The organism is Streptomyces sp. CA-243310, assembly GCF_050936775.1.
GTDB lineage: Bacteria > Actinomycetota > Actinomycetes > Streptomycetales > Streptomycetaceae > Streptomyces.
The window spans coordinates 404,314-423,336 of sequence record NZ_JBNJMF010000001.1 but is presented as its reverse complement, the minus strand read 5'-3'; the positions used below and the strand labels follow the sequence as shown (position 1 = coordinate 423,336).

The 19,023-nt window shown below is 71.0% G+C and carries 18 protein-coding genes and 1 tRNA gene; 3 read left to right on the top strand and 16 right to left on the bottom strand.

Features of this window, described 5'->3' with window-relative positions; all coding sequences use genetic code 11:
- Positions 1-76: 76 nt before the first annotated feature.
- From ACQEVM_RS01985 to ACQEVM_RS01920, 14 genes are all read right to left on the bottom strand, one after another.
- A complete protein-coding gene (locus ACQEVM_RS01985) occupies positions 77-610 on the bottom strand; it encodes a SigE family RNA polymerase sigma factor (RefSeq protein ID WP_053684103.1) in 534 nt (177 codons plus the stop codon).
- Positions 611-799: 189 nt separating this feature from the next.
- Positions 800-1,966 carry a lipid-transfer protein gene (locus ACQEVM_RS01980; protein ID WP_433074005.1) on the bottom strand — a complete coding sequence of 389 codons (1,167 nt, stop codon included), beginning with the start codon at positions 1,964-1,966 and terminating at the stop codon, positions 800-802.
- Positions 1,963-2,352 (bottom strand): MaoC family dehydratase, encoded by a 390-nt coding sequence (locus tag ACQEVM_RS01975; RefSeq protein WP_433074002.1) that lies wholly within the window; start codon positions 2,350-2,352, stop codon positions 1,963-1,965. The genes ACQEVM_RS01980 and ACQEVM_RS01975 overlap by 4 nt, the downstream gene beginning before the upstream one ends.
- Positions 2,349-3,413: an acyl-CoA dehydrogenase family protein gene (locus ACQEVM_RS01970; protein ID WP_433073999.1), complete on the bottom strand. Its 1,065-nt coding sequence runs from the start codon at positions 3,411-3,413 to the stop codon at positions 2,349-2,351. Before ACQEVM_RS01970 ends, ACQEVM_RS01975 begins: the two co-directional genes overlap by 4 nt.
- A gap of 1 nt (position 3,414) precedes the next feature.
- Positions 3,415-4,569 (bottom strand): OB-fold domain-containing protein, encoded by a 1,155-nt coding sequence (locus tag ACQEVM_RS01965; protein WP_433073996.1) that lies wholly within the window; start codon positions 4,567-4,569, stop codon positions 3,415-3,417.
- The gene (locus tag ACQEVM_RS01960) at positions 4,566-5,741 is read right to left on the bottom strand and encodes an acyl-CoA dehydrogenase family protein (protein WP_433073993.1); all 1,176 of its coding nucleotides are present in this window, start codon (positions 5,739-5,741) and stop codon (positions 4,566-4,568) included. Before ACQEVM_RS01960 ends, ACQEVM_RS01965 begins: the two co-directional genes overlap by 4 nt.
- A 255-nt stretch (positions 5,742-5,996) precedes the next feature.
- Positions 5,997-6,281, bottom strand: coding sequence for a hypothetical protein (locus ACQEVM_RS01955; protein ID WP_433073990.1), 285 nt, complete (start codon positions 6,279-6,281; stop codon positions 5,997-5,999).
- Between the two features lie 1,191 nt (positions 6,282-7,472).
- Complete coding sequence (locus ACQEVM_RS01950) at positions 7,473-7,901, bottom strand: DUF6344 domain-containing protein (protein WP_433073987.1); 429 nt, start codon at positions 7,899-7,901, stop codon at positions 7,473-7,475.
- A gap of 660 nt (positions 7,902-8,561) precedes the next feature.
- Positions 8,562-8,648 (bottom strand) — tRNA-Ser (locus ACQEVM_RS01945).
- A 44-nt stretch (positions 8,649-8,692) separates the two neighbouring features.
- Positions 8,693-9,628, bottom strand: a complete 936-nt coding sequence (locus tag ACQEVM_RS01940; RefSeq protein ID WP_433073984.1) for a trypsin-like serine peptidase — start codon at positions 9,626-9,628, stop codon at positions 8,693-8,695.
- A 251-nt stretch (positions 9,629-9,879) separates the two neighbouring features.
- On the bottom strand, positions 9,880-10,932 hold the full coding sequence (locus tag ACQEVM_RS01935) for a YeiH family protein (protein WP_433073981.1): 1,053 nt from the start codon (positions 10,930-10,932) through the stop codon (positions 9,880-9,882).
- Positions 10,932-11,486, bottom strand: coding sequence for a cysteine dioxygenase (locus ACQEVM_RS01930; protein ID WP_433073978.1), 555 nt, complete (start codon positions 11,484-11,486; stop codon positions 10,932-10,934). The genes ACQEVM_RS01935 and ACQEVM_RS01930 overlap by 1 nt, the downstream gene beginning before the upstream one ends.
- Positions 11,487-11,586: 100 nt before the next feature.
- Complete coding sequence (locus ACQEVM_RS01925) at positions 11,587-12,492, bottom strand: LysR substrate-binding domain-containing protein (RefSeq protein WP_433073975.1); 906 nt, start codon at positions 12,490-12,492, stop codon at positions 11,587-11,589.
- Between the two features lie 191 nt (positions 12,493-12,683).
- Positions 12,684-14,204, bottom strand: coding sequence for a S1C family serine protease (locus ACQEVM_RS01920; RefSeq protein WP_433073972.1), 1,521 nt, complete (start codon positions 14,202-14,204; stop codon positions 12,684-12,686).
- 234 nt (positions 14,205-14,438) lie between these two features.
- On the opposite strand from ACQEVM_RS01920, the gene ACQEVM_RS01915 reads away from it, so the two are divergent.
- The 3 genes from ACQEVM_RS01915 (at position 14,439) to ACQEVM_RS01905 (ending at position 17,260) form a co-directional block, all read left to right on the top strand.
- Positions 14,439-15,239 (top strand): glycerophosphodiester phosphodiesterase, encoded by an 801-nt coding sequence (locus ACQEVM_RS01915; RefSeq protein WP_433073969.1) that lies wholly within the window; start codon positions 14,439-14,441, stop codon positions 15,237-15,239.
- A gap of 84 nt (positions 15,240-15,323) precedes the next feature.
- The gene (locus ACQEVM_RS01910; protein WP_433073966.1) at positions 15,324-15,926 is read left to right on the top strand and encodes an ATP-binding protein; all 603 of its coding nucleotides are present in this window, start codon (positions 15,324-15,326) and stop codon (positions 15,924-15,926) included.
- A 347-nt stretch (positions 15,927-16,273) separates the two neighbouring features.
- Positions 16,274-17,260, top strand: a complete 987-nt coding sequence (locus tag ACQEVM_RS01905; RefSeq protein WP_433073963.1) for a DUF5926 family protein — start codon at positions 16,274-16,276, stop codon at positions 17,258-17,260.
- 181 nt (positions 17,261-17,441) lie between these two features.
- On the opposite strand, the gene ACQEVM_RS01900 is transcribed toward ACQEVM_RS01905, so the two are convergent.
- Together ACQEVM_RS01900 and ACQEVM_RS01895 are read right to left on the bottom strand one after the other, a co-directional pair.
- Positions 17,442-18,002, bottom strand: coding sequence for a hypothetical protein (locus ACQEVM_RS01900; RefSeq protein WP_433073960.1), 561 nt, complete (start codon positions 18,000-18,002; stop codon positions 17,442-17,444).
- Positions 18,003-18,132: 130 nt separating this feature from the next.
- Entirely contained in the window at positions 18,133-18,849 is a 717-nt protein-coding gene (locus ACQEVM_RS01895) for a bifunctional DNA primase/polymerase (protein WP_433073957.1), read from the bottom strand.
- Between the last annotated feature and the right edge of the window lie 174 nt (positions 18,850-19,023).

Here is a 19,023-nt window from a genome sequence, read left to right as displayed (position 1 = left end):
TGGCGATGTTTCACGTGAAACAGCGCGCGGTGACACGCGTCCTCATGTTTCACGTGAAACACGGCGGCACGCCTCCTCAGCGGACGACGGTGAGTTCCGGGTCCTCGCGCAGCTTGACGAGGGCGCGGGAGACCGCGCTCTTGACCGTGCCCACCGAGACCCCGAGCAGCTCGGCGGTCTGCGCCTCGCTCAGGTCCTCGTAGTAGCGCAACACCACCATCGCCCGTTGCCGGTCCGGCAGCCGGGTCACCGCGCGCCACATGGCGTCGCGCAGCGCCTGTGCCTCCGCGGGATCGGTGGCGGGCGCCTCCTCGCTCTCGGGAAGCTCGTCGCAGACGAACTCGTCCACCTTGCGCTTGCGCCACTGGGAGGTGCGGGTGTTGACCAGGGCCCGTCGTACGTAGCCGTCGAGGGCGCGGTGGTCCTCGATGCGGTCCCAGGCCACGTACGTCTTGGCCAGGGCCGTTTGCAGCAGATCCTCGGCGTCGCAGGGGTTGGCGGTGAGTGAGCGCGCGGTGCGCATCAGGACCGAGCCGCGGGTCCGGACGTACGCCGAGAACGACGGGTACGTCGTCGGATTCGAGGCGAGTGTGCACACAGGCGTGGTCATGCCTCCACGCTAGGAGCGGAGCGGGCTCCCCGGATCGGCCGCAGGTGCCGAAGCGGGGTCCATCTCAGGTTGTAGGGACGGGCCGTACCCCACCTCCTGAAGGTGGAGGAGGCGGCCCGCCCCCGGCCGTTCCCGGGCCTTGGCCGCCCCTCGTACCCCGCCGCACCCAGCCGCCCTCGACCGCCGCCCTCAGCCGTCGGAGCCGAGGATCAGGGCCGAGGTCGGGACCCCGGTGCCGGCGGTGACCAGGGTGTGAGCGGCGCCGGGAACCTGGTTGACGGAGGTTCCCCGGAGCTGGCGGACGGCCTCCGCGATGCCGTTCATGCCGTGCAGGTACGCCTCTCCGAGCTGGCCGCCGTGGGTGTTCAGCGGCAGCGCGTCGGCGGCGACGAAATCGGCGGCCTCACCGGGTGCGCAGAAGCCGAACTCCTCCAGTTGCATGAGCACGAACGGGGTGAAGTGGTCGTAGAGGATGCCGACGTCGATGTCCGAGGCCCGCAACCCGCTCGTTCGCCACAGTTGGCGGGCGACCACGTTCATCTCGGGGAGCCCGCTGAGGTCGTCGCGGTGGAAGGAGGTCATGGCCTCCTGACGACGACCGGCTCCCTGGGCGGCGGCGGTGATCACGGCGGGTTTCCGGCGCAGGTGACGGGCCCGCTCGGTGGTGGTGACGACGATCGCCTGTCCGCCGTCCGTCTCCTGACAGCAGTCCAGCAGCCGCAGCGGTTCGACGATCCACCGCGAGGCGGCGTGATCAGCCAGGGTGATGGGCTTGCCGTGGAAGTACGCGGCGGGATTGTTGGCGGCGTGCCGCCGGTCGGTGACCGCGACATGGCCGAAGGCCTCGGGGGGCAGCTGGTAGGTGTGCAGATAGCGCTGGGCGGCCATCGCCACCCAGGAGGCCGGGGTCAGCAGTCCCCACGGCAGGGACCAGCCCAGTGCCGCACCCTCCGCCGAGGGCTCGCGCTGTTGGACGCCGGAGCCGAAGCGGCGGCCGGAGCGCTCGTTGAAGGCGCGGTAGCAGACCACCACCTCGGCGACGCCGGTGGCGACGGCGAGAGCGGCCTGCTGGACGGTGGCGCAGGCCGCTCCGCCCCCGTAGTGAATGCGCGAGAAGAAGGAGAGGTCCCCGATGCCGGCCGCCTGCGCGACGGTGATCTCGGGGCTGGTGTCCATGGTGAAGGTGACCATGCCGTCGACGTCGGCGGGGCTGAGCCCGGCGTCGTCGAGGGCGGCGTGCACGGCCTCCACGGCCAGCTTCAATTCGCTGCGGCCGGAGTCCTTGGAGAACTCGGTCGCGCCGATGCCGACGATGGCGGCCCGGCCGCCGAGACCGTCGCGGGTACGGACGCTCATGCCGTGTCCCCCAGGGTGACGGTGACGGTGCCCGTGACGTGCAGGCCGACGCCGTTGGCGCCCACGACGCGGATCTCCGCGGTGTCCCCCTCGCGGGCGACGACGGTCGCGGTGAGGGTCATGGTGTCGCCGGGATGGTTGGGGGCGCCGAGACGGATGGCCACCTTGCGCAGCACCGCGGCCGGTCCGAGGTGGTCGGTGACGTACCGGCCGACCAGGCCGTTGGTCGTCAGGATGTTCATGAAGATGTCCGGGGAGCCCTTCTCGCGTGCGAGCTCCGCGTCGTGGTGCACGTCCTGGTAGTCGCGGGAGGCGATGGCACCCGCGACGATCAGCGTGCGGGTGACAGGGATCTCCAGCGGCGGCAGCGTGTCGCCGACGTTCATGCGTCTTCCCCCTCGGGTATCGCGGCGCCGGCGGGCACCGGGTCCGAAACGAGCGCGCCCAGCTCGGCGAGCAGTTCACTGCCGCAGCCCAGGTACGCGTCCAGTTGGCGTCCCCACAGGAAGTGCCGGTGTACGGGATGGTCCAGGTCGGCGCCCATGCCGCCGTGCAGATGCTGGCCCGCGTGAACGACCCGTTTGCCCGCCTCCGAGGCCCACCAGGCCGCCGTGAGCGCGTGCTCGCGCGCCGGCAGGCCCGTGTCGATCCGCCATGCCGCCTCGTACGCCGTGACGCGGATCGCCTCGGTGTCCATGTACGCGTCCGCCGCGCGCAGCATGACTCCCTGGTGGGTGGAGAGCGGCCGGCCGAACTGTTCGCGGGTGCGGGTGTACTCCACCGCGCGGGCCAACGAACCCGCGCAGACGCCCGCCTGGAGGCCCGCGAAGGCGGTGCGGGCGGCGGACAGCACCTCGTCGTGGGCCCGCGGACCGCCCAGTCGTTCGCCCTCGGCCCCGGCCAGGATCAGCGCGCCGGCCGCCCAGGGCGCGGTCGTCTCCACCGTCGAGATCCGCACGCCGGGGGCGTCCGTCGTCACGAACCACAACGCCCCGTCCGCGTCCGGCACCAGGACGTGCGTGGCATCGCGCAGCCAGGGCACGGCCGGCGCGATGCCGGTGAGCCGGCCGCCCGGGCCGGCGGTGATCCGGCCGCGCGCGGGGAAGGCCCCGGTGGCCACCGCCTCGCCGGTGCCCAGGGCGGGCAGCAGACGGGCCCGTTGCGCGGGGCTGCCGTGGCGGGCCACGGGGAGGACTCCGTACGCACAGGTGGCGGCGAACGGAACCTGCGCGGTGGTGCGGCCCTGCTCCTCGGACAGCAGCACCAGACCGAGCAGACCGACCTCCTCTACGGCGGCGATCAGTCCGACCGCGGTCAGGGCCTTCCAGAGCTCGGCGTCGCTGCCGGTGCCGGCGGCGGCGAGGCGTTCATGGGTGGCGAGGTCCCGGAAGATGCGCGCGGCGAGATCGGCCGCGGCTGCCTGCTCCTCGGTGGGGCGGAAATCCATGTCAGCCCGCCTCCGCCCGGAAGACGGGGAGTTCGAGCGTGTCGTCGACGCGTAGGAACTCCAGTTGGACCGGCAGACCGATGCGGACCTTGTCGTACGGGACGCCGGTGATGTTGCTGATCATCCGAACGCCCTCGGCGAGTTCGACGAGCGCGACCGCGTACGGGGGGTCGAAGGCCGGGAACGGCGGGTGGTGCATGACCACGTACGAGAAGACCGTGCCGGCGCCGCTCGCCGCGACGGTGTCCCAGTCGGGGGAGGCGCAGGCGTTGCAGCCGGGGAGCCAGGGGAAGCGGAGGGTCGAGCAGGCCGTGCAGCGCTGGATCAGCAGGGTGTGGTCGCGGACGCCGTCCCAGAAGCCCTGGTTGTCGCGGTTGATCACGGGGCGGGGGCGGGCGGGGCGCGGGGGCGGGGTCGGGGCGGGTCGGGTGGAGTGGCCTTCCCGGCTCGGCCGGGTGGGTTGCTTCGGCTGCCGGGACGGGTTCGCGGCGGGCGCGTACTTGAGGATGCGGAAACGGTGGGTCCCGGCGAGTTCGCCGTTCGCGTGGACGTCCATCCGGGTCGTCACGAAGTACCCCGCACCCAGCTTGGTCGCCTTGCGCGCCGACACCGACTCGATGACGGCGTCGAAGGTGACCAGGTCGCCGGGGCGCAGCGGACGGAGGTACTCCTGCTCGCAGTCGGTCGCCACCACGGAAGTGCACCCCGCGCCGTCGAGGAGCAGGAGCAGCTCGTCGTAGGAGGAGGAACGGTCGGTGTGCCCGGAGAGCCCGCCCATCGTCCAGGCCTGGAGCATGGTGGGCGGGGCGACGACGTCCGGGCCGGTATAGGCGGGGTTGGTGTCCCCCATCGCCTCGCACCAGTGGCGGATCATCGGCTCGTTGACCGCGTCCTTCGCCCGCCCCCCGGTGGCTGCGGGCCTCCCCTCGAAGGCCGTCAGCCGTGCGTGGAACCGGGCTTCCGCCGCGGCGTCCGGCGCGACCCGTGTCGAGACGTGCGGGAGGGTGTCTGCCGCCGCTTCGGGCGGTTCGGACGGTTTGGGCGCCTCGGGTGCTTCGGCTTCGCCGGGCGCCTCGGGTGCTTTGGCTTCGCCGGGCGCCTCGGGTGCTTTGGCTTCGCCGACTCCGTCGGGTGCCTCGGCTGCTTCGGCCGTCATCGCTTCCTTCCCTTCATGCCGAGCCGCATCATGGCGACGATCTCCCGCTGGACCTCGCTGACCCCGCCGCCGAAGGTGTTGATCTGGGCGGCCCGGTTCAGGCGCTCCAGCTCGCCCCCCGCGAAGGCCGAAGGCCCCCGGATCAGCGCCTCCTCGCCGACGACCTCCTGGCACATCCGGTACACCTCGACGGTGGATTCGGTACCGAGGAACTTCACCCCGCTCGCGTCGCCCGGGGCCAGGTCTCCGCTGCCCACGTCCTGGACCAGGCGCCAGTTGAGAAGCCGTACGGCGGCCAGTCGGGCGTGCGCCTCGGCGAGCCGGGCCCGCACCCAGGGGCGGTCGGCGCGGCGTTCGCCGGTGACCGGGTCGGGGGTCCTCGCATGCGCGAGAGCGTGGTCGTAGAAGTCCTCCGCCTGCATGCCGATGGCGGCCAGGGCCACGCGTTCGTGGTTGAGCTGGTTCGTGATCAGGCCCCAACCGCCGTGCTCGGGGCCGACCAGATTCCCGGCGGGGACGCGGATGGAGTCGTAGTAGGTGGCCGTCGTGGTGAGGCCACCCACGGTGTCGATGGGGGTCCAAGCGAAGCCGGCTGCGTCGGTGGGGACCAGGATGATCGAGATGCCCTTGTGCTTGGGGGCCTCGGGGTCGGTGCGACAGGCGAGCCAGATCCAGTCGGCGTTCTGGGCGTTGGACGTGAAGATCTTCTGACCGTCGATGATCCAGTCGGCGTCGCGGACGGCGTACGCGACGTCGGCGTCGCGCACGGCGCGGGTACGGAGCGAGGCGAGATCGGTGCCGGCCTCGGGCTCCGAGTAGCCGATGGCGAAGACGATCTCCCCGGCGAGGATCCGGGGCAGGAAGTAGTCCTTCTGTTGCCGGGTTCCGTACTTCATCAAGGTCGGGCCGACGGTGTTGAGCGTGACCATGGAGACGGGGGCACCGGCCCGGTAGGCCTCGTCGAAGAAGACGAACTGCTCTTCCGCGCCCCTGCCTTGGCCTCCGTACTCGACGGGCCAGCCGAGTCCGAGCAGCCCGTCGGCGCCTATCCGGCGCAACAGGGTGCGTTGTGCGGCCGGATCCTCGGGCAGCCCGTCCGACAGCAGGTTCCCGAAGTACTCCCTCAGTTCGGCGCGAAGCCGCAACTGTCCTTCAGTCGGGGCGAGGTGCACGGCGCAAGCCTCCCGGCATCACATCAACGAGGAGATCTGACTGTCCGTCAGATCTGCTGTGGATGTCAAGGTCCACGAGTCCCCGTCGAGGAGAGGGCGCGCACGGTCACGACGCGACTGGAGCACGCGCGGCCGGCGCCCGGGGCCGGGAAACGCCCGAGGGCGCCCGCGCCACCGGACCCCAGCCGGTCCGGTCACACAGACGCCCTCAACGCTCATCGCGGCTCAGGCCGCATCGGACGATCGGAACAAGGATCAGAACAAGGGGAAGAAGTTGACCGCCAGGTTCGCGTTGTGCTGCTCGAGCGCGGTGAACGCCGACCCGTTGACCTGCGCGGTGCTGTTCTGGTTGGACGCGCCGGAACCGGTGGCAACCTGTTGCGAGGTGGAGGAGTTGCCGTTGTTGTTGCCACCCACGCCACTGCCGACGATGCTCGCGAACGAGCCGTCGTCGGCCGCGGCCACACCGCCGAACAGGGCGACGGCGAGCGGGAGAGCGGCGGCAGCAGCGATGACGCGGGCGGTACGGATGCTTGCCATGTCTTTATCCTCCAGAAAACCGAAGTGGACTTCTCACCAGGGCAGTTGGCCGACCAACCTGGTCATCACGGGTGGTGACGACGTCGCGACCTCAGAGTTGCCCACCGAATCCCCGGCGAACCACCCCGGAGCCGCTGATTCCCCCGCAAGCATGAGCAACATCGGATAAACCCCATTCACACCCCGCCCGCCCCAGGTCAGCGACTCCCCACGCCCCGAAACCCCTGCGACACCAGTGCGGAATCGTTCCGCCAAACCACCGCACCCCGGACATGCCAAAAAGGGACCGCGTCCTCCGGGAACCTCACCGTCTCCCGGACATGCGACCCTGCGTCACCTTGCGGCGACAAGCTCCGCGCTCCCTGCACGCCCCCGGCGCCCGCCGGAGTGAACCGTCCATGCCCCGCTCCGGGGCACGCCGTAGCGCGATCCGCGGTCGTGTGTCGACCGGGCTCAAGCGCCTACCGCTCCACGTGCTGCCGTCGTACCACCGCGCCGGATGCTGTCGCGCGGACAGCGCCTTGCGCCACCACCGCGTGGACGTTCCGTCGCGCCGCCACCTCGGCGGTCGTCGCGTCTCGTGCCTCGTGTCTCGTGTCTCGTGCCTTTACGTTCGCCTTGCCGTCTGCCTTGCCGTCTGGGTTGCCGTTCGCCTCGTGGCTCTTCTTGCCGTTGGCTCGTGGCTCGCCTGTCGGACGTTTCTGTCGGACGTCTCTGTGGTGCGCCGTGTGGTGCGCCGTGTGGTGCGCCGTGTGGTGCGTCCTGCCGCTCGGCCTCGTGGCCGCGCTGCCTTGCCGGTCTCCTGACATCGGTGCCGTACTCGGCGTACCGCTCCGCTGCCGTGCGACGCCGGCCGGCTGCCGCAGTACTGTCCTGGCGACGCGTCCGTACTGCCGGCTTCACGAACTGCCACCCCTGGCCTCTCGACGTCTCGCCGAATGGCCGCGCTGCCGTACCGCCGTATCGCGTTGCTGACGTATCGCGTTGCTGCCGTGTCGCCCTACTGCCCCACTGCCGTGCCGTACCGCTGTGCTGCTGTACCGCTCTGATGTTCTGCTGCCCTGCTGATGCGTCTGTCCGGCATAGGCATGCACGCCTGCGCGTCCGGTCGGTGCTGCTCCGTACCGAAGATGCCCACGGCCCCTACGAGGGCCACGCCCTTGCGCGAGCACGTGTACTGCCCGGCGGCCACTACGCGGCAAGCGCCATGCCTCGTGCGGCGGTTCCGGCCGAGGCGGCGGGGGCGACTGCGGTGACAGACGCGGCAGGGGCGAGCGGTGCGAGCGGCGCGGCATCGTCGACCGAGCTGACGGCGGTACCGGCGTTCCCGGCGGCAAGGGCCGTGGTCGAGCGACGAACGGACGGGGTCTTGCCGTGGGCCTCGGCCCGGATCCGCTGCTTGATGGTGGGCGGGAGCGAACCTCCCCGCATCATCGCCCGCCACGTCCGCCGGGCCATCACGGCCGGCCGACGCACGGTGGTGGTCGGAACCACCGGAGCGGAGAAGGTGGCGGAGGCGGCCGGGGCCGCCTTGGCGCCGAGGCCGAGGGCGGCGAAGAGTGCCACGAGTGCGGCGAGGACGGCGGTCCAGATGGACGTGACGCTGTTGCGGTTTGCCATGACGGGTTGCCTCATTTCGCGATGTTCCGAAGGGCCGATCTGAATACATTCGCCATGATGTGTGCGCAACCGGAACGCCTCCACCACGCGCGCCGATCTTCCGACAAACACCACTCAGAAGGCCTAAATCGCCCTTCGGAGGCCATCAAGCGCATGGGCGGGCGCCCTGAGGCGACACCGCGTAACGGCCGTCGGGATGGCGGAACGACGGGGTCGAGGTGGCCTACGAGAGCGGTCGGAGCCGTACGTTCAACCTCGTCATCGGCGTCGATTCCTCCACTCGGGCACCCGCGCGCTGATCTCCGGGCCTGCGGAGCAGTTCATCCGGGACCCGGGGTCTCACGTGTCGGTCCACAGCGTCCCCGACCGCCTCGATCTCCACCGCTGGGAGCTGTCCGCGTAGCCCCCGCCGGACGACCCTCACCTGCGGCGGGGGCTACGACACCGGGGCGAAGGCCCTGTTCCTCTTCGCCTGCGAACCACTGACGTACGACCGCCGCGACGTCACGCGGCAAATAAAAGATCCTCGCCGACACCTATGCGGGTGAGAGCCGGGAGGGGCGCTGCGGAACCACCGACCGCTCGTTCCCCGCGCGGACGACGAAGGGGCGCCCCCGACGAGGGACGCCCCTTCTGATCAGAACGCCGTCTGACCTGGTGCGGTGGGTGTGGGATTTGAACCCACGGTGACATCGCTGCCACGACGGTTTTCAAGACCGTTCCCTTAGGCCGCTCGGGCAACCCACCTGGCCGGTACAGAGTACCGGGCGGTGGGGGTGTGCGGGGGCTGGTCAGGCCGTTTGTGCCTGGTCGTACGCCGCTTTGGCCTCATTGCCGAAGTACGGGCCGAACATCCGGTTCGGCAGGAAGACGTATCCGAAGCTGTTCACCGAGACCTGGGTACCGAGTCCGGTCGCCTCGTTGAAGTCCTGGAACCAGGGGCCGCCGCTGGAGCCGCCGGTCATGTTGCAGCCCAGCCCGTGGTCCTTGGTGAGCAGGAAGTCCTTGCTGCTGTTGCCGCTGCAGTAGACGAGCTTGGTGCCGTCGTACGGCGCCGCGGCGGGGAAGCCGAAGGAGTACATCTTCTTGTTGTAGCCCCCGTTGAACAGGATTCCCTGGGCCCCCACGACCTGGCTGAGCTTCTGGCCGTTCAGCGGGGCGACCACGGCGAGGCCGACGTCCATGTTCATGTCCTCGCTCGCCGCCCACTGCGCGGTGGCGAAGGTGCGCGTGGCCGACCACTGGCCGAAGGGCGCGCTGCCGTTGTCGTACGCCGGGACGAAGACCCAGTTGGTGTGCCAGGCGCCCTGGTACTTCACGCAGTGCCCGGCGGTGATGACGGTGCTTCCGTTGGCGCTGGTGATCGAGTCGCCGGAGCAGGACGCCGTCCGGTCGCCCATCGTGAAGAACACCCGCCCGGACGTCTTCACCACCGCCCCGCCGCCCGTCCACGCGCCGCCCGCCTGCGGGAACGCGGTGGGTGAGGCGGGAGGGGTCGTGGGTGCCACCCGGGTGGGTCGGTCCGCCGGGGAGGGCGCCCTACGGATGCTCCCCGGCGCCGCCGTGACGTCCAGCGGGGCCGCGGACCGCATGCGCTCGGCCGTCCAGAAGCCCTGGCTGTGTTGCTGTCGGAACGAGACGGGGGCATCGGCGGCGACCGACGGGGTGGCGGCGGTCAGGGCGCCGGCCAGCAGGGCGCCCGCGGCCAAGAGGACCGATAAGGCCATGCGATGACGATTCACGCAGGACTCCTTCTGCCGTGCCCGGGCCGGTCGGGTCCGGGCAGGGTGGGGGTGAAGAGTTGCCGGTGCGGATCGGGTGCAGGGTTGCACGGGCCGTACGAGATGTCAGGCACCGGTCGGAACGTTCGTTCGGTTCCGGCCAGGAAATGGCCAACTCCCTTCCGTTCCGGAACACCTGAGGACGGGCATCCGACGTCATCACCCCCGCCGGACGACTCGGACGGCCCGGTGTGCGGTCAGAGCGTGAGCAGGACACCCGCGTACGAGGCCCCGGCGACCACCACCCATGCCCCGAGGCCGAGAAGCGCCGCCCGCCCCCCGGTCCGGGCCAGGGTCGGCAGGTGTACCGCGCTGCCCAGGCCGAACAGTGCCGCCGCCAGCAGCGCCTCCTGTGTGGTGTGGGCCCACTCCAGCGCCACGTCGGGCAGCACGCCCGTCGCCCGCAGCACGGCGGCGGCCAGGAACCCGGCGACGAACAGGGGTACCGGGGCCGGCCGGCGGCCCGAGGCCGTGCGCACCCCGCGTCGCCGGGCCCGTACGGAGAAGGCCACGGCCGCGACGAGCGGAGCCAGCAGCGCCACCCGCATCAGCTTCACCAGAACCGCCTCGCCCAGGGCCCCCGGACCCGCCGTCTGGGCCGTCGCCACGACCTGGCCGACGTCGTGGACGCTCGCGCCCACCCAGCGCCCGAAGGCGAGGTCGGACAGGGCCAACGGGTCCTGGAGGAGCGGGAGTACCGCGATGGCCAACGTCCCGCAGAGGGTGACCAGGGCCACCGACGAGGCCACGTCCTCCTCGTCGCTGCCGGACACCTGGCTGACGGCGCCGATCGCCGAGGCCCCACAGATCGAGTAGCCGGTCGCGATCAACAGTGGCTGATCGCCCGGCAGTCCGAGCCTGCGCCCCAGCCAGAGGGTCCCGAGGAAGGTGGCCGCGACCACCCCGGTGACCATGGCGACGGTCGCCCAGCCCAACCCCAGCACCTGGTCCAGGCCGAGACCGAGCCCCAGCAGGACGATGCCGATCCGCATCAGCCTCCGGCCCGCCAGCGAGAGGCCCGCCCGCGCGGGACCCCGCACGACGGTCCGCAGACGCGGGAGGTGGGCGACCGCGATGCCGAGCACCACCGCCGCGGTCAGCATCGGCACGGCCGGCACCAACCGGTGGACGCACCAGGCCACGAAGGCACCCGCGACGGCCAGCCCCAACCCCGGCCAAGGGGACGATGTTTCACGTGAAACAACGCGCGCCCGCCCGGGCCGGTGGACGGGGCGATGCAACAGGGCCATCAGTCGGCCGGGAGGGTGTAGACACGGCGGACGCTGCTGCCCAGACGGGAAACGTCGGCGCCGTAGACGTGGAGGGATATCGCCGTCGTACGACAGGAGTTGCGCACCTGGTGGATGTCGCCGGGCGGGGCGAACCCGCAGACGTCGCCCTGGTCGTTGACCACCTCTTCGGTGGGCACCAGTCGGGCGCCGTACGTGCCCGTCGCCGGGGCGAGCCGGTAGCGACGCTCGCTCTCCGTACCCTGGTGGACCCCGGCCACGCACCACGAGACGTGGTCGTGGATGGACGTCTCCTGGCCCGGCAGCCACACCAGTGCCACCACCGAGAAGCTGCCGTCCGGCTCCGCGTGCAGGATGTGCTGCCGGTATCGGTCCGGATGCCCCTCGCACTGTTCGGGGGTGAGCAGGTCGGACGCCCCCAGGTGGGGGGCGATCCGCTCGCCGACCAGATAGGCGGTCAGGTCGGGGGCGAGCCCGCGTTCCACTACCGTACGGATCTCACTGACGAGGGCGGCCATCCTCGCGGTCGTTCTGGCCGGCGTGGTGGTGGTCATAGGGGCAGCGTCGAACAGCCCACCGATCACGTCCAACGACAGTTTTCACCCGAAATCCCAAGCACGGCTTATGGATCGGGTCGGGTGATCGTGTCCGCGGTCAGCAGCCGACCCGGTTCGACGCCACCCGCTTCAGCTCGTCCAACACCACGGCCGTCGCGGGAATCCTCAGGTGGTCCCGGTACACGTACGCGGAGATGTGGCGGCGGGCCGCCGGCTGGAGGGGCCGTCCGCAGACCCGGGTGAGGGCCAATGACGGCAGGACGAGGGCGGGCATCATCGCCACGCCCAGGCCCTGCGCGACCAGGCTCTGGACCACCAGGTTGTCGTCGGTCGCGAACCGGATGTCGGGAACGAAGCCGAGTTCCGCGCACTCGTGCAGCAGATTCGCCCGGCAGCGCGGGCAACCGGCGATCCACCGCTCCTCGGCCAGGTCGGCCAGGTACACGGCCCGGCGCCTGGCCAGCGGATGCCCGGTCGGCAGGAGCACCGTCAGCTGGTCCTCCAGCAGCCTGACCTCGTCGACCTCCTCCGGAACCTCCTCGCGCAGCCCGGGGTAGGTGAAGGCCAGGGTGATGTCGCACTCGCCGCGTTTCAATCTGCGCAGCGACTCCGGCGGCTCACCCTCCAGCAGTTCGACCTGGATGCCCGGATGGGAGGCGGCCAGACCGCTGAGCGCTTCCGGGACGAGGGCGACATTGGCGCTGGGGAATCCACAGACCCGGACCCGACCGGTACTCAGACGTGCGTACGCCTTCAGTTGGGCCTCGGCGGCGGAGAGGCTGCCGAGGATGGAGTCGGCGTGCCTGGCCAGGGACCGGCCGGCCTCGGTGAGTTGCATGGTCCGGCCGATGCGGGTGAACAGCGGGGTGCCGACGGCCCGTTCGAGCGCCTTCATCTGCTGGGTGATCGCGGGCTGGGTGTATCCGAGGGCCCGCGCGGCGGCCGAGTACGAGCCGGAGGCGACCACTTCGTGGAATGTCCGTATGTGCCGGGAATCGAACACGCCCAAAGCATAAGCGGACGTTGGGAGGGGCCGCAGGCTTAATCGCGCCTGCGGCCCCTCTCCATCAAGCCGGCGTCCAGCACCTGTCGAGCGGGCCGGCGAGCGGGCCGTTCGAGCAGAGCCCGTCGACCCGAACCGACGCAGCCGCGACCCGGACCGGTCCGGGTCGCGGCTGCGTGGGTGCGTGGGTGCTACTTGTCCCCGGTCCGCGAACCGAGGGTGATGTCCACGGTGCTCGGCTTGCCGCCGCGCAGGTAGGTCAGCTTCACCGTGTCGCCCGGCTTGTACGTCCAGATCTCGCTGATCAGGGTCGGGCCGCTGTCGATCGACTTGTCGCCCAGCTGGGTGATGATGTCGCCGGGCTTGAGGCCCGCCTTGCCCGCGGGCCCGTTCGGGTCGACCAGTTCGTTGGCGGGGGCGCCGGACTCGGAGATCTTGGCGCCCTCCGTCTTGGCCTGGAGGTCGACGGAGACCGAGATCACCGGGTAGACCGGCTTGCCCGTCTTGATCAGCGACTCCGCGACGTTCTTCGCCTGGTTGATCGGGATGGCGAAGCCGAGGCCGATCGAACCGGCCTGACCGCCGCCGAAGCCGCCGTTGCCGGCCGACTGGATCGCGGAGTTGATGCCGATGACCGCGCCGCGGCCGTCGAGGAGCGGGCCACCGGAGTTGCCGGGGTTGATCGAGGCGTCCGTCTGCAAGGCGCTCATGTACGAGTTCTTGCCGCTGGAGCCGTCACCGGAGGCCACGGGGCGGTTCTTGGCGCTGACGATTCCGGTGGTGACCGTGTTGGACAGGCCGAAGGGGGCGCCGATCGCGATGGTCGAGTCGCCGACGGCCACCTTGTCGGAGTCGCCCAGCGCCAGCGGCTTGAGGCCGGCCGGCGGGTTCTTCAGTTTGAGCACGGCCACGTCATAGCCCTCGGCCCGGCCGATGACCTCGGCCTCGAACCGCTTGCCGTTGGAGAAGGTCGCGGAGAGCTTGCCGCCATTGGCCGCGGAGGCCACCACGTGGTTGTTGGTGAGGATGTGGCCCTGCTCGTCGTAGACGAAGCCGGTACCCGTGCCGCCCTCGCCGTCACCGGCCTTCGCCTCGATGGTCACCACGCTCGGGAGCGCCCCTGCCGCCAGACCGGCGACGGAGCCCGCCTCCCGCTTGAGGTCCTTCGGGGTGCTGGCACTGATGGTGGTGGAACCCGAGCCGTCGTGCGAGCGCTCCGAGGCCCAGTAGCCGATGCCGCCGCCGACACCGCCCGCGATGAGAGCCGCCGCGAGCACGCCCGCGATGAGGCCGCCCCTGCCCTTGGGCTTGGGCGGGGGGCCGTCCGTGGTCAGGGGCGCTCCCCAGCCGCCACCGCCGTGGCCGCCGTCGGCGTACGAGGGAACGGAGGGCGGCGGCGGGGGCCAGCCCTCGGCGCCGTGCGCGGCGGCCGGGGGCTGTGCGTAGGGCGGTGCCTGGGCGTATCCCTGGTCCTGGGCATACCCGGGGGCAACCGGCCCGGCCGGGGTGTGCGGGAGCTGCTGCGTCGGCTCGGGACCGGGAGCGCCGGCCGGGGGCGGCGGGGTGGCCGGGGCGGGGGGAACGGCATCAGCGGGCCGCGGCGGCGCCTGCTCGGCGGCCGGGTCGGGGGTGGAGGCGGGCACGGGCGCAGGCGGTGCGGAAGGGGCCGCGGGGGGCGTCTGGGCCGCGGTGCCCTCGTTCTCGGTGCTCACAGCGCTCTCTCCTCGTCACAAACACGGCTTCTGGTTCTGGAAATATCTGGCGATACCGGTCCGACTGAACGTTCGACGTGCCGCACAAGTTCCAGTGCGAAGCCTTTCCCATGACCCGTCAGAGCACTGTAAGCCGGACCTGTGCGTCTCCCCCCATCCTTTATCCCCGGCATTTCGGGCGCATCCGCAAGCTCGCCACGCCGTGCGGGGTCACCTCGGTGGCACCATGGCCCCGTGACCCACGCAACGCCGCTCCCCATCCAGGTCGTCGCCCACCGCGGCGCCTCGGAGGACGCCCCCGAGCACACCCTGGCCGCCTACCGGAAGGCCATGGAGGACGGGGCCGACGCCCTCGAATGTGACATCCGGCTCACGGCCGACGGCCATCTGGTCCTGGTGCACGACCGCCGGGTGAACCGCACCTCGAACGGCCGCGGCGCGGTGTCCGCCCTGGAGCTGGCCGACCTCGCGGCCCTCGACTTCGGCTCCTGGAAGGACCGCGAGGAGTCGCCGGACTGGGACGCCGACCCCGAGCGCACCTCCGTGCTCACCCTGGAGCGGCTGCTGGAGCTGGTCTCCGACGCAGGGCGCCCCGTGCAGCTGGCGATCGAGACGAAGCACCCGACCCGCTGGGCCGGACAGGTGGAAGAGCGACTCCTCTTCCTCCTCAAGCGCTTCGGACTGGACGCCCCGCCCGCCGAGGGCCCGCACCCGGTCCGCGTCATGAGTTTCTCCGCGCGCTCGCTGCACCGCGTGCGGGCGGCCGCGCCGACGATCCCGACCGTGTACCTGATGCAGTTCATCTCGCCGCGCCTGCGGGACGGCCGGCTGCCGGCCGGCGTGAGCATCGCCGGACCCGGGATGCGCATCGTGCGCAACCATCCCGGTTACATCCGAAAGCTCCAGTCGGCGGGACACTCGGTGCACGTTTGGACTGTGAACGAACCCTCGGACGTTCAGCTCTGCGCTGACTTGGGTGTGGAGGCAATCATCACGAACAGACCGCGCCAAGTTCTGTCACAACTCGGGCGCTGACGCCCCGTTTTGCCCACCTGCCACGTACACCCCACCCGTCACAGGGTGTGCCCCGGCGCATCCGTTCCGTATCTGTCGTCGTGAATGCGCCAGCGGGCACTTCATGAACGGTTTCCGGTCCAGGCCATTGGGGCATCCAGACCTTGGCGTGGGGCTAAGGAGGTTGCGGGGGTGGCGTTGGTGATGGCACATGAAGTGCCCACGTCGTGGTGCATGGACGTACGTCACGGTCCTGCTGGCGTGGGCGAGGCGAGGCGCCGCATGCGCGAACAACTGCGGCTCGGCGGACTGTCGGAATCGGTCGTGGACGATGCCGTCCTGATCCTTTCCGAGCTCCTCAGCAACGCCTGCCGTCACGGGCGGCCGCTGGGATCCCGAGAGGTCGGGGACGGGGAGATACGCGCCGCGTGGCGCGTCGACCCGGCGGGACGGCTGACGGTCGAGGTCACGGACGGCGGCGGACCCACCCGACCGATCCCCTCGACCCCGTCGGTCACCGCGCGAGGCGGCCGGGGGCTGAACATCATCAGCGCGCTGGCCCAGGACTGGGGCGTCCGGGACGGGGCGGCGGGCGAGGTCACCGTATGGGTGGTCGTTGCCTGTGGGACCCGGCACGAGGATTTCGCTACGCGCGTCACAGCCTCGGCGATCGGCTTCGGAACGTCCTTCGACGACCTGAGTCACTGAACCCCGGACCCTGAGCCACTTAACCCCGGATCCGGAGCCACGGATCCTGGTTCCGGAGCCACTGAGCCACGGGTCCTGAACCGGCCCCTGGTCCCGAGTCACCGAACGCGGCCGCGGGCACCCCACGCCCCAGGGCGCACACGGGACGACACCCGGGACCGGGTGACGGGGATCGGGTGACGGGCGGGGATCGGGTGACGGGGAGCAGGTGACGGCGGCGCCGAGGGCGGCCGTCGGGAGCGCACGCCGACCCTGCCCCCGGCCGCACCCCACAGGTTCCCGCGGTGTGAACGGCTAGGCTCGCGCCCAGAAAACCGCCGTACCGCCGCAACCGGGAGACACCCACGATGGCAAAGAAGCGCCCCGCCGCGAAGAACGCGAAGTCGCAGCGCACGCCGCAGCTCAACAACGGGGAGATCCCCGTGGTGGGTGCCCGCGAGCCTTGTCCCTGCGGATCCGGGCGCCGCTACAAGGCCTGTCACGGTGCCGCCGCCGCGCACGCCGTGACCGAGCACGTGCGGCGCCCCTTCGAGGGCCTGCCCGGCGAGTGCGACTGGGTCGCGCTGCGCGAGCTGGTGCCCGCCGCGACCATCCCGCTGACCCTCAAGGACGGCCTGCCCGAGGGCGTTCCCTCGGTCACGCTGGTGACCGTGCTGCCGATGGCCTGGCCGGCGCTGCGCCGCGAGGACGGCTCCGTCCTCCTCGGCCTGCAGAACGACTCGACCACCGGTGACCTGGCCCGGGACATGGCCGACACCCTGGAGCGCGCGCTGGCCGCGGAGCCGGGTACTCCGGTGCCCGCCCGTCGGGTTCCGGCCGAGGGTCCGCGACTTCAGGATCTCCTGGACACGGACAGCGTTTTCCAGCCGGTCGTCCACAGTGGATTCGAATTCTGGATTCCGGATGCGGAGAACGCCCAGAACGCCTCTCCGGAGATCGCCGCCTCGCTGGAACGCGCCAACGCCGCAGCCATTCCCACCGTCAAGCTGGCCGGCGTGGACGCGGCCTACTGGTGCGAGACGCCGGACAAGAACCACCTGCGCTGGGTCATGCCGCAGCCCGAGGAGAAGCTGCTCGACGCGCTGGCCCGGCTGCACGCCGCCGGCACCTCCTCCCTCGGTGAAGGCACCAAGCTCGTCGGTTCCTTCCGCGCCCACGGTCTGATGGTTCCCGTCTGGGACCTGCCCACCGGCGTCTCGGCCAACGACGTCGAGAAGCCCGCCGCGGAACTCGCGGAGCGCCTGGCCGCGGCCCTGGCCACGGACGCGCCCCTGACCACGGAGGAGCGTCGGGCCCGCGCCGGCCTCACGAACCGCCAGGTCACGCTCAGCTGACCACCGCGCGTCCGCAGGACCGGTGACTGGAGTCACAACTCCCGCTAATCGCCTGCAAATCCGTGTCCGAATATCAGAGATCGAATTTGCGAACAGGCGATCTCTTGTTACCGTTCTTGTAGCCCGGTCGCTGGTGCATCCCCCGTCGCCAGCGACCGGGCCCTTCCATTTCAGGCGATGTTCAACCGTCGCCCGGTACCGGTGAGTTGCTCCCGGACCTCAGCAGCAACGCCCCTTCATCATCCGGAACTGCAAACTCCGCCACGGCCGAGTAGCCCTCCGGCCCTCCCACCGAGTCGTCACGCGGTGTTTCGCACAACCCCGGCTCGTCACCCGGTCCGACGGCGCAGCGGATCTGCACGGTGCGACCCGCCGGCCCCATCATCGTCAGCACGGCGTCCAGCGCGCGGCCACTGGTGTTGCGGTAGTAACTGCGGCCCCACGTACTGCCTTCGCCGACCAGGACGCAGGTCTGCGCCTCCACGCCGTGAGGCGAGGAGACCTCGGGACCGCACCGGGCATCCGCACGCGGCTGCACGGGCGGTCCGGGCTGTGCGGGACGGGCGGTGGGCGACGGTTTTCCCTTGGTGCGGGACGAGCCGGAAAGGCCGAGCGTGGAGAGCAACCCGCCGCCCTTTCCGTCATCCTGACCGGCGAAATCCGGCCCGGCGATCGCCCCCGCGAGGGGAAGCGACAAGATGATCAGCACACCGGCGCCGATACCGATCAGGCGGAGATTCATTCGCCGAAGATAGCGATGCGGGAAAGGGGCGCGGAGATCCCCGCGCCCAATTCCCTTGCAAACTCGCCCAGCCGGCACCCGTACGAGTGATCTCCCGGGCGCAGATCGGCGTTCGGGGACACGACTCCGGTCAGTACGCCAACCGGCTTCCGCCGCCCGGCGCTCCGCTGCTCGCCTCGACCAGCGCGTCCACGACCGCCTCCACCTCGGGCAGCCAGATGCCGTCGGGTCCCGCCTCCGGCTCCCGGTTCCAACAGACCTGTCCACCGCCGGACGCGACGGACGGGGGCAACAACAGGTAGCCGCCCTCGCCGTGGAAGCGCAGCGACGAGGGCACGTGGTCCTTGGCGTACAGGAGTTCACCCAGCCGTTCCAACGAATACGGCGCCACCAGCAGGGACCACCTGGTCGGCGTCGCGACGATCGGCCCGAGCCGCATGCCCTGCGCGTCCAGCCGTGCGACGGCGCGCGCGGCGGCGGTGGCCGGCAGGCTCACCGCACACGGAGCGGCCCCGCCGGTGGCCACGAGCAACGGAGCGGCCGGCCGCCTGGCCCACCACCAGGCCACCATCCGGGGGTCGGTGGTGGCGGCGAGCAATCCGGGGTCGAAGGGGTGGGCACCGGGCACCACACAGTCGGGATCGGGGCAGGCACAGCGCACACCGTCGGCGCCGGCCCGGCCCACGCCGGGCAGCACGGGCCACTGCCATTCGGCGGCGCAGACGAGAGCCGCGCCGAGGAGGGACGGAGTACCGCCGTCCGGGATCCGGTCGGCGGGGGAGGTCGGTCGCAGGGTCTTCAAACGATCGCGGAGCCGCTGGAGACGCCTTCCGAGGATCTCGCGCATGAGCGCTCGTTCCTTTCCGTTGAACGCCGAGGGCCACATCACACCAGGTAAGCGGTGTCTCACCACACGTACACGTTGCGCGTCACTGTCCGCCAGAAGCAGGTTCACACGGTTCGTGCAGTTTTCTTACGGGTCCATCAAACGTCCGGCGGGGGCGGAACGCGACCCGCACCG

Excerpts from the sequence above, each read along its gene's own strand:
- ACQEVM_RS01985 (WP_053684103.1), bottom strand. The coding sequence starts at position 610 with ATGACCACGCCTGTGTGCACACTCGCCTCGAATCCGACGACGTACCCG.
- ACQEVM_RS01980 (WP_433074005.1), bottom strand. The coding sequence starts at position 1,966 with ATGAGCGTCCGTACCCGCGACGGTCTCGGCGGCCGGGCCGCCATCGTC.
- ACQEVM_RS01975 (WP_433074002.1), bottom strand. The coding sequence starts at position 2,352 with ATGAACGTCGGCGACACGCTGCCGCCGCTGGAGATCCCTGTCACCCGC.
- ACQEVM_RS01970 (WP_433073999.1), bottom strand. The coding sequence starts at position 3,413 with ATGGATTTCCGCCCCACCGAGGAGCAGGCAGCCGCGGCCGATCTCGCC.
- ACQEVM_RS01965 (WP_433073996.1), bottom strand. The coding sequence starts at position 4,569 with ATGACGGCCGAAGCAGCCGAGGCACCCGACGGAGTCGGCGAAGCCAAA.
- ACQEVM_RS01955 (WP_433073990.1), bottom strand. The coding sequence starts at position 6,281 with ATGGCAAGCATCCGTACCGCCCGCGTCATCGCTGCTGCCGCCGCTCTC.
- ACQEVM_RS01950 (WP_433073987.1), bottom strand. The coding sequence starts at position 7,901 with ATGGCAAACCGCAACAGCGTCACGTCCATCTGGACCGCCGTCCTCGCC.
- ACQEVM_RS01940 (WP_433073984.1), bottom strand. The coding sequence starts at position 9,628 with ATGGCCTTATCGGTCCTCTTGGCCGCGGGCGCCCTGCTGGCCGGCGCC.
- ACQEVM_RS01935 (WP_433073981.1), bottom strand. The coding sequence starts at position 10,932 with ATGGCCCTGTTGCATCGCCCCGTCCACCGGCCCGGGCGGGCGCGCGTT.
- ACQEVM_RS01930 (WP_433073978.1), bottom strand. The coding sequence starts at position 11,486 with ATGACCACCACCACGCCGGCCAGAACGACCGCGAGGATGGCCGCCCTC.
- ACQEVM_RS01910 (WP_433073966.1), top strand. The coding sequence starts at position 15,324 with ATGCGCCAGCGGGCACTTCATGAACGGTTTCCGGTCCAGGCCATTGGG.
- ACQEVM_RS01905 (WP_433073963.1), top strand. The coding sequence starts at position 16,274 with ATGGCAAAGAAGCGCCCCGCCGCGAAGAACGCGAAGTCGCAGCGCACG.
- ACQEVM_RS01900 (WP_433073960.1), bottom strand. The coding sequence starts at position 18,002 with ATGAATCTCCGCCTGATCGGTATCGGCGCCGGTGTGCTGATCATCTTG.
- ACQEVM_RS01895 (WP_433073957.1), bottom strand. The coding sequence starts at position 18,849 with ATGCGCGAGATCCTCGGAAGGCGTCTCCAGCGGCTCCGCGATCGTTTG.